Origin of the sequence: Micromonospora chersina (assembly GCF_900091475.1) — a bacterium.
Classification (GTDB): domain Bacteria; phylum Actinomycetota; class Actinomycetes; order Mycobacteriales; family Micromonosporaceae; genus Micromonospora; species Micromonospora chersina.
The window spans coordinates 2,923,130-2,935,523 of the sequence record NZ_FMIB01000002.1; the positions used below are offsets into that span (position 1 = coordinate 2,923,130).

The 12,394-nt window shown below is 73.7% G+C and carries 12 protein-coding genes and 3 tRNA genes; 5 read left to right on the forward strand and 10 right to left on the reverse strand.

Annotation, left to right across the window (positions count from 1 at the left end; all coding sequences use genetic code 11):
- Positions 1 to 53: 53 nt before the first annotated feature.
- Together leuD and leuC are read right to left on the reverse strand one after the other, a co-directional pair.
- Positions 54 to 641, reverse strand: coding sequence for a 3-isopropylmalate dehydratase small subunit (gene leuD, locus GA0070603_RS13260; RefSeq protein ID WP_091312584.1), 588 nt, complete (start codon positions 639 to 641; stop codon positions 54 to 56).
- A 15-nt stretch (positions 642 to 656) separates the two neighbouring features.
- On the reverse strand, positions 657 to 2,099 hold the full coding sequence (gene leuC / locus GA0070603_RS13265) for a 3-isopropylmalate dehydratase large subunit (RefSeq protein ID WP_091312587.1): 1,443 nt from the start codon (positions 2,097 to 2,099) through the stop codon (positions 657 to 659).
- Between the two features lie 49 nt (positions 2,100 to 2,148).
- Between leuC and GA0070603_RS13270 the strand changes: the two genes are divergently transcribed.
- Entirely contained in the window at positions 2,149 to 2,835 is a 687-nt protein-coding gene (locus GA0070603_RS13270) for an IclR family transcriptional regulator (protein ID WP_091312590.1), read from the forward strand.
- A gap of 145 nt (positions 2,836 to 2,980) precedes the next feature.
- Here the strand turns inward: GA0070603_RS13270 and GA0070603_RS13275 are convergent.
- The 4 genes from GA0070603_RS13275 to GA0070603_RS13290 all read right to left on the reverse strand — a co-directional run bounded on the left by GA0070603_RS13275 (position 2,981) and on the right by GA0070603_RS13290 (position 4,403).
- Positions 2,981 to 3,056, reverse strand: a tRNA-Glu gene (locus GA0070603_RS13275).
- A gap of 155 nt (positions 3,057 to 3,211) precedes the next feature.
- A tRNA-Glu gene (locus GA0070603_RS13280) sits at positions 3,212 to 3,284 on the reverse strand.
- A gap of 136 nt (positions 3,285 to 3,420) precedes the next feature.
- A tRNA-Gln gene (locus GA0070603_RS13285) sits at positions 3,421 to 3,492 on the reverse strand.
- Between the two features lie 107 nt (positions 3,493 to 3,599).
- Positions 3,600 to 4,403, reverse strand: a complete 804-nt coding sequence (locus tag GA0070603_RS13290; RefSeq protein WP_091312593.1) for a fumarylacetoacetate hydrolase family protein — start codon at positions 4,401 to 4,403, stop codon at positions 3,600 to 3,602.
- 173 nt (positions 4,404 to 4,576) lie between these two features.
- Between GA0070603_RS13290 and GA0070603_RS13295 the strand changes: the two genes are divergently transcribed.
- From GA0070603_RS13295 to GA0070603_RS13305, 3 genes are read left to right on the forward strand one after another with little or no spacing between them, the layout of a single operon-like run.
- Positions 4,577 to 6,010: a hypothetical protein gene (locus GA0070603_RS13295; RefSeq protein WP_091312597.1), complete on the forward strand. Its 1,434-nt coding sequence runs from the start codon at positions 4,577 to 4,579 to the stop codon at positions 6,008 to 6,010.
- 34 nt (positions 6,011 to 6,044) lie between these two features.
- On the forward strand, positions 6,045 to 6,935 hold the full coding sequence (locus GA0070603_RS13300; RefSeq protein WP_091312601.1) for a 3-methyladenine DNA glycosylase: 891 nt from the start codon (positions 6,045 to 6,047) through the stop codon (positions 6,933 to 6,935).
- A 37-nt stretch (positions 6,936 to 6,972) separates the two neighbouring features.
- The gene (locus GA0070603_RS13305) at positions 6,973 to 7,437 is read left to right on the forward strand and encodes a barstar family protein (RefSeq protein ID WP_091312604.1); all 465 of its coding nucleotides are present in this window, start codon (positions 6,973 to 6,975) and stop codon (positions 7,435 to 7,437) included.
- A 78-nt stretch (positions 7,438 to 7,515) separates the two neighbouring features.
- Here the strand turns inward: GA0070603_RS13305 and GA0070603_RS13310 are convergent, their stop codons facing one another.
- Positions 7,516 to 8,091 carry a GNAT family N-acetyltransferase gene (locus tag GA0070603_RS13310; RefSeq protein WP_244282515.1) on the reverse strand — a complete coding sequence of 192 codons (576 nt, stop codon included), beginning with the start codon at positions 8,089 to 8,091 and terminating at the stop codon, positions 7,516 to 7,518.
- Between the two features lie 118 nt (positions 8,092 to 8,209).
- Between GA0070603_RS13310 and GA0070603_RS13315 the strand changes: the two genes are divergently transcribed.
- On the forward strand, positions 8,210 to 10,639 hold the full coding sequence (locus tag GA0070603_RS13315) for a low temperature requirement protein A (protein ID WP_167544544.1): 2,430 nt from the start codon (positions 8,210 to 8,212) through the stop codon (positions 10,637 to 10,639).
- A gap of 7 nt (positions 10,640 to 10,646) precedes the next feature.
- On the opposite strand, the gene arfB is transcribed toward GA0070603_RS13315, so the two are convergent.
- The 3 genes from arfB to GA0070603_RS13330 form a co-directional block, all read right to left on the reverse strand.
- On the reverse strand, positions 10,647 to 11,072 hold the full coding sequence (gene arfB / locus GA0070603_RS13320; RefSeq protein WP_091312612.1) for an alternative ribosome rescue aminoacyl-tRNA hydrolase ArfB: 426 nt from the start codon (positions 11,070 to 11,072) through the stop codon (positions 10,647 to 10,649).
- A gap of 9 nt (positions 11,073 to 11,081) precedes the next feature.
- Positions 11,082 to 11,390 (reverse strand): hypothetical protein, encoded by a 309-nt coding sequence (locus tag GA0070603_RS13325; protein WP_091312616.1) that lies wholly within the window; start codon positions 11,388 to 11,390, stop codon positions 11,082 to 11,084.
- 126 nt (positions 11,391 to 11,516) lie between these two features.
- Positions 11,517 to 12,377: a S1C family serine protease gene (locus GA0070603_RS13330; protein WP_091312621.1), complete on the reverse strand. Its 861-nt coding sequence runs from the start codon at positions 12,375 to 12,377 to the stop codon at positions 11,517 to 11,519.
- Between the last annotated feature and the right edge of the window lie 17 nt (positions 12,378 to 12,394).

Sequence of the window (12,394 nt, forward strand, 5' to 3'; positions counted from 1 at the left end):
AACGGATTCGCCCCCACCGGCCCCGGCCGGTGGGGGCGAAAAGCTATCTGCGGTCAGGCTACCGAGGGCAGGAACGACGGCCGGGACCCCTCGTAAGCGCTGATCTCGGCCTCGTGCCGGAGGGTGAGTCCAATGTCGTCCAAGCCCTCCATCAGCCGCCAACGGCTGTGGTCGTCCAGCGGGAACGCCCAGGTGGCGTCACCGGCGTGGACCTGGCGGGCGGCGAGGTCGACGGTGATCGGCGTGGTCGGCTCGGATTCCACGAGATCCCACAGTTCTTCCACGGCTTTCAATTCCAGCTCGACCGGAAGGAGGCCTTCCTTGAGCGCGTTGCCGCGGAAGATGTCGCCGAAGCGGGGCGAGATGACGGCCCGGAAGCCCCAGTCGCGCAGCGCCCAGACGGCGTGCTCCCGGGAGGATCCGGTGCCGAACTCGGGGCCGGCGATCAGAATCGACGCACCCGAATGGGCGGGATCGTTGAGGACGAATGACGGGTCCTCCCGCCACGCGTTGAACAGTCCGTCCGCGAATCCGGTCCGGGTCACCCGCTTGAGGTACACGGCGGGGATGATCTGGTCGGTGTCCACGTTGGATCGGCGCAGCGGCACGGCCGTGCCGGTGTGGGTGGTGAACTTGTCCATCTCTCGGCTGCCCTTCTACAGGTCGGCGGGGGCGGCCAGCCGGCCGACCACGGCGGTGGCGGCGGCGACCGGCGGGGACACCAGGTGGGTACGCCCGCCCCGGCCCTGGCGGCCCTCGAAGTTGCGGTTGGAGGTCGAGGCGGAGCGCTCGCCCGGCTTCAGGGTGTCCGGGTTCATGCCCAGACACATGGAGCAGCCGGCGAAGCGCCACTCGGCGCCGGCGTCGGTGAACACCTTGTCCAGCCCCTCGGCCTCGGCCGCCTCGCGGACCGCGGCCGAGCCGGGCACCACGAGCATGCGTACGCCGTCGGCGACCTGGTGGCCGCGCAGCACGTCGGCGGCGGCCCGCAGGTCCTCCAGGCGGCCGTTGGTGCAGGAGCCGACGAAGACCACGTCCACCGCCAGGTCGCGCAGCGCGGTGCCGGGGGTGAGGTCCATGTACTCCAGGGCCCGGCGGGCGGCGACCCGCTCCGGCTCGGTGACGAACTCCTCCGGGTCCGGCACGGCCGCGCCCAGCGGCACGCCCTGGCCGGGGTTGGTGCCCCAGGTCACGAACGGCGTGATCCGGCTGGCGTCCAGGGTCACCTCGGTGTCGAAGGTCGCCCCCTCGTCGGTGGGCAGCGTCCGCCACCAGGCCACCGCCGCGTCCCAGTCGGCGCCCTGCGGCGCGTGGGACCGCCCCTTGAGGTACGCGAAGGTCGTCTCGTCCGGCGCGATCATGCCGGCCTTGGCGCCCCACTCGATGGACATGTTGGCGATCGTCATCCGGCCCTCCATGGAGAGGTTCCGGATGGCCTCGCCCCGGTACTCGACGATGTGGCCGCGCCCGCCGCCGGTGCCCACCTGGGCGATCAGGGCCAGCACCAGGTCCTTGGCGGTCACGCCCGGGGCGAGTTCACCGACGACGTTGACGGCCATGGTCTTCGGGCGGGCCTGCGGCAGCGTCTGGGTGGCCAGGACGTGCTCGACCTCACTGGTGCCGATGCCGAAGGCGAGCGCACCGAACGCGCCGTGGGTGGCGGTGTGCGAGTCGCCGCAGACGATCGTCATGCCCGGCTGGGTGAGGCCGAGCTGCGGGCCGATGACGTGCACGATGCCCTGGTTCTCGTCGCCCAGCGGGTGCAGCCGTACGCCGAACTCGGCGCAGTTGCGGCGCAGCGTCTCGATCTGGGTGCGGGAGGTGGGGTCCGCGATCGTGAGCAGGTCGCCGCGCCGGGAGCGGAACGCCGGGTCGTCGTACCCGGTCGGGGTGTTGTGGTCCTCGGTCGCGATCGTCAGGTCGGTCCGGCGGACCCGACGGCCGGCCAGGCGCAGCCCGTCGAACGCCTGCGGGCTGGTGACCTCGTGGAGCAGGTGCAGGTCGATGAAGAGCAGGTCCGGCTCGCCGGCGGCGGAGCGGACGACGTGCGCGTCCCAGACCTTCTCGGCCAGGGTCCTCGGTTGAGTGACTCCCACCATCTGGACATCCTAAATTCTGGGAGGTAAATTTCGGCTTGTGGGACACAGTATGAGCGGTGTCGGCGTTCTCGACAAGGCGGTGGTCATCCTGGCCGCCTGCGTCGACGGCGCCAGCCTTGCCGAACTCGTTGAACGGACCAAGCTGCCCCGGGCCACCGCGCACCGGCTGGCACAGGCGCTGGAGATCCACCGGATGCTGGTCCGGGACACCCAGGGCCGCTGGCGCCCCGGCCCCCGGCTCGGCGAGCTGGCCAACGCCGCACCCGACGTGCTGCTGACCGCCGCCGAGCCGCTGCTCGCCGCGCTGCGCGACGCCACCGGGGAGAGCGCTCAGCTCTACCTGCGGCGTGCCGACGAGCGGATCTGCGTGGGCGCGGCCGAGCGGGCCAGCGGCCTGCGGGACACCGTGCCGGTCGGCTCGGTGCTGCCCATGACGGCCGGTTCCGCGGCGCAGATCCTGCTGGCCTGGGAGCCGCCCGAGGCGGTCATGCCGCTGCTGCCCCGCTCGAAGTTCACCGGCCGCACCCTCGCCGAGGTGCGCCGCCGCGGCTGGGCGCAGAGCGTCGCCGAGCGGGAGGCCGGTGTGGCGAGCGTCTCGGCCCCGATCCGCGACCGCACCGGCCGGGTCATCGCCGCCATCAGCATCTCCGGCCCGATCGAGCGCCTGGGCCGCCGCCCCGGCGAACGCCACGCCATGGCCGTGGTCCGAGCCGGCCAACGCCTCTCCGGCCTGTAACCCGGCCCCCTCGCGCTGGTTGATCATGAAGTTGGCGGCGGTTCCGGAGATCGAAAACGCCGCCAACGTCATGATCAACGAGGCAGGGGTCGGGCCGGAACGGCGAACGGCCCGTCTCGCGGGTGCGAGACGGGCCGTTCGTGTGTGGTAGCCCCGACCGGATTCGAACCGGCGCTACCGCCTTGAGAGGGCGGCGTCCTGGGCCGCTAGACGACGGGGCCAGGCACTTTTCCTGCTTCACCACCCTGACGGGCGGTGCGGCAGTAGTCTAGCGGCACCACGTCCCGCCCTCCACGAGGGGGTCGGCACGCCGGACCACACAGCTGGAAACACGAAACAGCCCGCCCCACGAGGTGGGACGGGCTGTCAGCGCTTGTAGCCCCGACCGGATTCGAACCGGCGCTACCGCCTTGAGAGGGCGGCGTCCTGGGCCGCTAGACGACGGGGCCAGAACTTCGTGCTTCCACGCCCTCGCGGGCGGGAAGCTGCACTCTATCAGAGATCATCTGCCGCCCCTCTCACGAGGGGCGGAGCGGAACTCCGCCAGAATCCAGCGTCCGGGATTCTCGCGAATCCGCGGCTGCGCTGGGGTACCAGGACTCGAACCTAGACTAACTGAACCAGAATCAGTCGGGCTGCCAATTACCCCATACCCCATTGGCCCCTTGCGGCGCCGGGAATGAACTTTACCCTCCCGGTGCCGGCAGGCCAAATCCAACCCCCCGAAACCGCCAGTGAGCTGCGGAAACGAGGCGTCGGACGCATCAGGCGACCGGGACCACCGGGTTGGTGAGCTCGCCGATCCCCTCGATCCGCACGGTGACCGTATCCCCGTCGGTGAGCGGGCTAACCCCCGCCGGAGTGCCGGTCAGCACCACGTCACCGGGGAGCAACGTCATGACGTGGGAGATGTACGACACCAGGGCCGGCACGTCGAAGACCATGTCCTTGGTCCGGCCGAGCTGGCGTACCTCCATCTCCTCCGGGTTGCGACCGACCTCACAGCGGACCTCCAGGTCGCTGACGTCCAGCCCGGTGGTGATCCACGGCCCGATCGGGCAGAACGAGTCGAAGCCCTTGGCCCGGGTCCACTGCCCGTCGGAGCGCTGGAGGTCCCGCGCCGTGACGTCGTTGGCGCAGGTGTAGCCGAAGATGGCCCGCTCGGCGGCGGCCCGGTCGGCCCGCCGCGCGCCCGGCGCGCCGATCACGACGGCCAGCTCCGCCTCGTGCTCGACCTGCTTCGAGAAGACGGGCAGCCGGATGGCGTCCCGGGGACCGATCACCGAGGTCGACGGCTTGAGGAAGAGCAACGGCTCCTTGGGCACCTCGCTGCCGTGCTCGGCGGCGTGTTCGGCGTAGTTGCGGCCGACGCAGACCACCTTGCTCGGCAGGATCGGCGAGAGCAGCCGGACGTCGGAGAGCGCCCAGCGGGCGCCGGAGAACTGGATCTGCCCGAACGGGTGGCCCTCGATCTCGGCGATGGTCAGGCCCTGCGGCCCGGCCTCCGGCTCGCCCTCGACGACCCCGAACGACATTCCCTTGGCATGAGCGAAACGAGCGATACGCACCCGGCCAATCTATCCCCGACGTCCGGCCGGGCCACGCCGGACGCGGCCACGGGCTCCGCCGGGCGGGTGGCGCGCCAGGGTACGCCGGCCCGCGCCGGCCGGGGCGGGATTGGCGGCTTCGTACCCGCCCGGCGGGCCCGGGCCCATAGCTTCGGGGCCGGAGGTTCGTTCGTATGCCTGCATCGAGACGACACCACAGGACCCTGGCAGTGTTCGTGAACTGCCTCGGCATCATGGCCGCCGTGCCGGCGCTGCCGCTCACCGCACCCCGGGCGGAGGCCGCGACCCCGCCACCGGCGGCTCCGGCGGCAGCACAAGCGACGCCGGCAGCGCGAGCGGCGGCTCCGCCGGCCGTGGCCGCCCGGGCCACCCCGATTCCGACCGGGATGCCTGCGGCGCCACCGGCGATGCCGACCACCAAGCCGGCGCCGATCCAGCTGACCACCCCGCCGGTGACCGTGGCGGTGGCGGCGGCCGGCACCCCGGCGCCGGGCTACCGGATCCAGGTCCGCAACGCCGGCCCCACGCCTGTCGAGACGACCGTCCGGCAGGAGTTGCCGGCCGGGTCCCGGGCGACCGCGGTGACCGGTGGCGGCCGGGCGAACCGCCCGATCGGGTCGGCCACGGCCAACGAGGTGACCTGGCGGCTGCGACTGCCGGCGCGGAGCACCACCACGCTGAACACCGCGCTCAGCGGGGTCGCCCAGGGCCGGGAGGTGACCGCGCCGACCTGCGCGTACGGCACCGACGGCACCCGCCCGTACGACTGCGCCACGGCGACCTGGACGGGGCCCGCGACGGTGCCGGCCGCGAAGGTGACCGCCGCCCCGGCCTGGCGCCGCCCGCCGGTGCTGCTGGCCGCGCTGGCCGCGCTCCTGGTGGTGACCGGCGGCGTGCTGTGGTGGGCGTGGCGACGCCGGCGCTCCGGCCCGCCGCGGGCCACCGGCACCCCGGCCGGCCCGACCCGGCTCGCCGCCGGTGTCCCGCCGGTCGCGGCTGGGACGGGCGGCCCGGCGGACCGTGGCACCGTCTACCCGCGCCCGGCGATGCCCGCCGTCACCGCCCGGCGCCGCCGGCCACCGATCTGGGCGGTGATCGGGGTCGCGGCCGCGGTCCTGGCGGGCGTGGTCGGCGCGGCGGCGTGGACGGCCACCCAGCGGGTCGCCGCCATGGACACCACGAAGCAGCCGACCAGCGGCGCCTGGGTGGGCAACAGCGTCACCGGCCCGCTCGGCGTCCCGCTGCGCGAGAACGCGTTCGAGTTCACCGTCTACCGGCTGGCCTGTGGCGTTGGCACCCCGCCCGCGGCGTCGTCCGGCGGGCGGCAGTGCCTGGCCACGGTCGGGGTGCGCAACGTCACGTCCGGCGAGCAGACCTGGCACGGGCAGTTGCAGCGGGCGTACCTGCCCGGGGGCAACTGGGTGGCCACCGACGAGAGCGCCACCCGCGTGGCGAACCTCGGCCGGGATGTCTTCGCCCAGCCGGTCGCCGCCGGCTCCCGGGTGCTGCTGCCGCTCGTGTTCACCGTGCACGGCGACGACCCGCCGAGGCAGTTGGAGCTGCGCAGCGGGGTCTTCTCCGCCGGGGTGCGGGTGGACGTGCGGTGACCGGGGGCGGGGCGGCGGTCGTACCCTGGGGTCCGTGACCGCCGCCCTCGCCCCCGCCGCCGTGCTCGACGCGGCCGACTGGCAGGCCCGGCGTCGCGCCCACGAGGAGCGGGTGGACGCCTGGCTGGGGCCGCACCTGGCCCGCCGCCGGTCCGGGGTGCGGCACCCCGTCGAGGACTTCCTCTTCACCTACTACTCGCACCGCCCGGCGCAGCTGCGGCGCTGGCACCCCGGCGCCGGGGTGGTGCTGCGCGACGCCGACCCGGCCGGGTTCGGCCGGGACTACCGCGCCACCGCCGCCGGGGTCACCCTTGACACCGAGGGGGTACGCGCGCGGCGCGCCGAGTCGATCGCCTGGATCCGCGCGCTGCTGGCGGCGACCGCCGGCCGCCCGGCCCACCTCGGCTGCTTCGGCATGCACGAGTGGGCGATGGTCTACCGGCAGACCCAGGACGAGGTGCGGCACAACGCCTGGCCGCTGCGGCTCAGCCCGGCGGAGACCGCGGCGGTGGTCGAGGAGCGGGGCGTGCGGTGCAGCCACTTCGACGCGTTCCGGTTCTTCACGGCGCCGGCCCGGCCGCTCAACGTGCTCACCCCGACGCGGGAGAGCCAGCACGCGCTGGAGCAGCCGGGCTGTCTGCACGCCAACATGGATCTCTACAAGTGGGCCTGCAAGCTCTCGCCCCTGGTCGCCTCGGAACTCGTGGCCGACTGCTTCGAGCTGGCGAAGGAGGTCCGGACCCTGGACATGCGGGCGTCGCCGTACGACCTCTCCGAGCTGGGCTACCCGCCCGTCAGGGTCGAGACCGTCGAGGGCAGGCACGAGTACGTGCGCGCCCAGCGGTCGTTCGCCGAACGTGCCGCACCCTTGCGTGCGCGCCTGATCGCGGAGTGCGATCGGATCCTTCCCGCCGCGAACGGGTGAGCCCGCACCCTCCCTCGCAGGCTCTACGCTTCGGCGCATGACGAGCGAGAGGCCCTGGGTACGCGGCGAACTGCCCTGGATTCGTTCGGGTCCGCTCTTCCGGGTGCACCAGGATTCGGCCCCGGCACTCACCAAGTTCCTCGACCGCTGGTCGTACCGCAGGGTCGAACTGGACGGGCGGCGGATGACGTCACGTGCGGACGCGCACACAGAACTACGCCGGGCGTTCGGCTTCCCGGGCTACTACGGCAGGAACTGGGACGCCTTCAACGACTGTTTCGGGGACTACGTCCTGGAGAACAACGGGGCCCTCATCGCCGTCGTCTGGACCGGCATCGAGGCGGCCGCGAAGGCTGCCCCGGCGACGACCGCCGAGGTCGGCTGGGCCCTCCTGCAGGCAGCCGGTGGACAGATGCACTCGCCTGCTGAGGGGGACAACTCAGCCGTGTCCCTGGACGTGTTCGCGATCGGCTCAGGTCCGGACTTCGACCGCGCCGGTTGAGCAGGTGCCCGCGCGGCCGGCGGCGCGGTGGAGACGAGGGCGAACCCGACCGCGAGGGCGGGCAGGAGGGCGGCGACCTCAGCCGGCCGGGTGGCCCCGGTGCGCGGCCCACTCGTCGGCGAGGATCGACATGACGGTGGCGTCCACCCAGCCGTCGCCGTCGCGGAGGACCTGCCGCAGCGTGCCCTCGGCCACGAAGCCGACCTTCTCGTAGGCCCGGCGGGCGCGCGGGTTGAAGGCGAACACCTCCAGCCCGATCCGGTGCAGGCCGAGCTGCTCGAAGCCGTACCCGACCACGAGCCGGACCGCCTCGGTGCCGAGCCCCCGGTCCCGCCCGGCGGGGCCGATCAGGGTGCGGAAGTTGCAGCTGTCGTTGTGCCTGTCCCACTCGTTGAGCACCACCTCGCCGACGCAGGCCCCGGTCGCCCGGTCCACGACGGCCAGGTCGAGCCGGTCCGGCTGGCTGTTGCGGGTGCCGTACCAGGCGCGCAGCCGCGCCGGTTCCAGCCCCTCCCCGGGCGGGCTGCCGGTGAGCCGGGCCACCTCCGGGTCGGCCAGGATCGCCTCGAAGGCCGCGAGGTCGTCGTCGACGAACGGACGCAGCAGGACCCGGTCGCCGGTGAGGGTGGGCTTGACGGAGAAGTCGCTCGGCACCCGGCGAATTCTGGGTGACGGCACGCGGGCCCTCAAACAGTTTTCCGGCGCCTGCCGCTCCAGGGGTGTTTGGAACGGATCCCCGGTCGGCGCCCGGCCCGGTTGGCACAGTGAGGTGGTGGGCGGCCTCGGTCGGATCCAGCTGGCCGGCGACGCGGGCGACGTCAGCCGGCTGGAGCTGTTCCTCGACCTGATCTTCGTCTTCGCGTTCCTCAACGTCACCGGGGTGACCGCCGAGCAGCTCAACCTGTCCGGGCTGCCCCGGGGCCTGCTGCTGCTCGTGCTGCTCTGGTGGTGCTGGGCGCCGTTCGCCTGGCTGGGCAGCACCGTCCGGTTGGACCGCGGGGTCATGCCGGTGGTGATGTTCGGGCTCAGCGCCACCCTGTTCGTGATGGGCCTGACGGTGCGGGAGGCGTTCCAGGACCGGCCGGGCGGCCTGTCCGGCCCGCTGGTCTTCGCCGTCGGCTACCTGCTCGTACGCGGCACCACGCTGACCGTCACCGTGGTGGCCGCCGCCGGAGAGGTGCGTCCCCGCCGGCTGCTGCGGCGGGCGTCGCCGCCCCCGTTGGCCGGCGCACTGTTCCTGCTCGCCGCCGCGCTGGTCCCGGCCCGGGTGCCGGACGAGGTGGGTCGCGAGTGGATCCGCTTCGCGCTGGTGGGCTGCGCGATCGTCGCCGAGTACGGCGGGGCCATGCTGCTCGGCGCGGACCTGTGGCGGATCGGCTCGATCCCGTACTGGGCGGAGCGGCACGGACTGATCATCCTGATCGGGTTCGGCGAGACGATCATCTCGGTGGGGCTGAGCCAGGGGGTGGCCACGGCCCAGCCGCTGACCCCGGAGGTGCTGGTCGGTGCGCTGCTCGGGGTGGCGCTGGCCGGCGCGCTGTGGTGGACGTACTTCGACCTGGCCCGGTTCGCGGCCGAGCAGGCGCTGGAGCGGGTCGCCGGCACCCGGCGCGCGCTGCTCGGCCGGGACGCGTACAGCTTCCTGCACCTGCCGATGATGACCGGGCTCATCCTGGTGGCGCTCGGCCTCAAGAAGGTGCTCGGTGAGCTGCAGGTGGGCAGCGACAAGCCGACCCCGCTGCTCACCCTGCTCGTGCTCCACGGCGGGGTGCTGCTCTACCTGTCGGCGCTGGTGCTGTTCGAGGTGCGGACGCTGCGCATCCTGGGCCGCTCCCCCGTGCTCGGGATTGTGCTGGTGGCCGGGCTGGCGCCGCTCGCTCCGCACCTGCCGGTGCTGGCCGAGCTGGCCCTGCTGGCCGCCGCGGTGGGCGCGACAGCGCTGGCCGACCTGACCGTGTTCCGGCGCCGGCACCGCCGGTTGCACGCGCAGATCGGGCCGGCCCAGGAGCACGCCGGGGTCACCCCGAAGGAGCTCTTCTTCGACCTGGTCTTCGTCTACGCGTTCCTCCAGGTGGCCGCCCTGATGGCCGACGACCCGACGTGGCCGGGCCTGGCGCGCGGGCTGCTGGTGCTCGCCGTGCTCTGGCAGGGCTGGTGCGCGTACGCCTGGCTGGCGGCCGAGGTCCGCGCGGAGAACGCGGTGGTCCGCCTGGTCATGGTGCTGGTGGTGGCGCTCACCGCGATGATCACGCTGGCCAGCCCGCAGGCGCTCGACGACTCGCGCGGCGGCCTGCCCGGGCCGCTGGTCTTCGTCGCCTGCTACGCGGCCATCCGGCTGCTGCACCTGGCCTCGTTCGGGCTGGTGGCGTGGCAGGACCCAGGCTGGCGGACACCGCCGGTGCGGGCCGCCACGCCGACCCTTGTCGCGCTCGGCCTCATGCTGGTCGCCGCGCTGCTGCCGCTGCCCGTCGGCGACGTCCGCCAGTTCTCCCCGCCGCGGGTCGCGCTGTGGGTGCTCGCCATCGCTGTCGACGTGCTCGGCAACGCCCGGGTGGGCGTGCGCCACCTCAGCGTGCGTTCGGCCGAGCACTGGGCCGACCGGCACAGCCTGATCATCATCATCGGGCTGGGCGAGGCGGTGATCTCGATGGGCACCGCGGTGGTCTACACGCCGGTCTCGGCCCGGATCGTGGTGGCCGCGTTCCTGGGCACCGCCCTGCTGGCCGCCCTGTGGTGGACCTACTTCGGCTGGGACAGCACCGAGGGGGAACGGGCGCTGGCCGCGGCCGACCTCCGGACCCGGACCCGGCTGGCCCGCGACGCGTACACCTGGTTGCACCTGCCGATGGTGGCCGGGATCGTGCTGGTCTCGCTCGGCCTGCGCAAGACCATGTCGGTGCTGGGCAGCCGGGGTTTCTTCGAGCTCGGGCCGCCGCCGTACCCGCTGGCGCACGCCGCGCTCTTCGGCGGGGTGCTGCTCTACCTGTTGGGGGTCCAGGCGTTCCGGTGGCGGACGACCGGGCGCGGGCGACCGGCCCGCCAGGCGCTGACCCTGGTCGTGGCGGCGCTGCTGCCGCTGACGGCCGGCCTGTCGGCGCTGCTCGCGCTGGCGCTGCTGGCCGCGGCCTGCCTGGCCCTCACCGCGTTCGAGGTGCTCCGCGACCACGAGCGGGCGGCCACCGGGCCGGTGCCGTCGCGCTGACCCGCGGTCAGTCCCCGTCCACCCGGCGGTCGCGCTTGCGCTGGGACTGCCGCTTCTTCTCGGCCAGCCGGCGCTCCTTGGCGGCGCGGGACGGGCGGGTGGGGCGGCGCGGCTTCGGCGGCGGCGCGACCGCCTCGCGCAGCAGGGCGGCCATCCGCTCGCGGGCCGCCTCGCGGTTGGCCAACTGCGCCCGGTGCTCGCTGGCCGCCACTGTCAGCACCCCGTCGACCAGCCGGCCGGCGAGCCGGTCCAGGGCGCGGGCGCGCAGCGTCTCGGGCACGCTCGGCGACCCGGCCAGGTCGAAGCTCAGCTCCACCCGCGAGTCGGTCGTGTTCACCCCCTGGCCACCCGGGCCGGACGAGCGGGAGAAGCGTTCCCGCAGCTCGGCGTCGGGCAGCACGAGCCGGTCGGTCACCCGCAGTCCGTCGTCCACGCCCCGAGGCTAACGCCCGGCGCGGTGGCCCGGGGTGGCGGTCACGGTCGGGGTCGGGGTGGGGCCGGGGCCCGCGCGGTCGTGGTCCGACCCGGACGCCGCGTACGCCGCCGCCCCGAACAGCAGCAGCGCGATCACGCCGATCTTGGTGATCACCGCACGGGTCGCCATCCAGGCGGTGCGCCGGGCGCCCGGGACGGTGGTCCGGATGGTCTTGTAGTCCTTCCAACCCCGCTGCGCGCGGGCGTACGACGCGCCGACACCGGCGCCGATGACCAGGCCCACCAGGAGGAGGGCCGCGATGACAGCTTGCTCCACCTCCGCCAGTATCCATACTCAGCGTAATATTTCCATGGCCCGATGGTCCCAGGCCGGATATCCGACACTTCTGACCTTCCGGCCGGACGTTCGGCACGCCGGCGCAGGTCAGGACCGCGGGACCGGTCAGCCGCCCCGCCCGATGATGGTGTCCGCGGTCTGCTGGACCTGGTCGATCGGGATGGCGAACCCGATGCCGATCGAGCCGTTGCCGTCGATGGTGGCGATGGCCGTGTTCACCCCGACCACCTCACCCCGCGCGTTGACCAGGGGCCCGCCCGAGTTGCCCGGGTTGATGGAGGCGTCGGTCTGCACCGCGGTGTGCCGGCCGTTGCCGATGCGGACCTGCCGGTTGAGCGCGCTGACGATACCGGCGGTGACGGTGCCGGCCAGGCCGAGCGGCGAGCCGACCGCGAGCACCGGCTCGCCCACCCGGGTGGAGTTCGGCTTGGCCAGCGGCAGCGCCGACAGCCGGGCCGCCGCCGGGACCTTCAGCACCGCCAGGTCGCTGCCGGGCTCCCGCCCCACCACCTCGGCGGTGAACCGGCGCCCGTCGGACGTCTCCACCGTCACCGGTCCGGAACCGCCCTTGGCCAGGATGTGGTCGTTGGTGACGATGTGCTGCTCGTTGTCGATGGCGAAGCCGGAGCCGGAGGCCGAGGCGCCGGATGCCCCGCCCACCATGACCGAGACCACCCCGGGGACGGTCTTCTCGGCGGCGGTGACCAGTTCCGCCGGCACCGGCGCGGCGGAGGCCGCCGCCGGGCCGGGGGCGTCCCGGTCGGCCGCCCACGTGCCGGCCGCCGCCCCCGAGACGGTGGAGAGGGCCACCACCGCCGCCGCGCTCAGCAGCCGGCCGCGCCAGCTCCGCCGTGCCGCCTCCCGCTCGGACCCGGGTACGTCCCAGCGCCCGCGTCCGTCCGGGTCCAGCTCCGGCGAGACGAACCACGGGCCGCGCGGCTCGCCGAGTCCGGTCTGCACTGCCATACCTGAACTCCTCACGT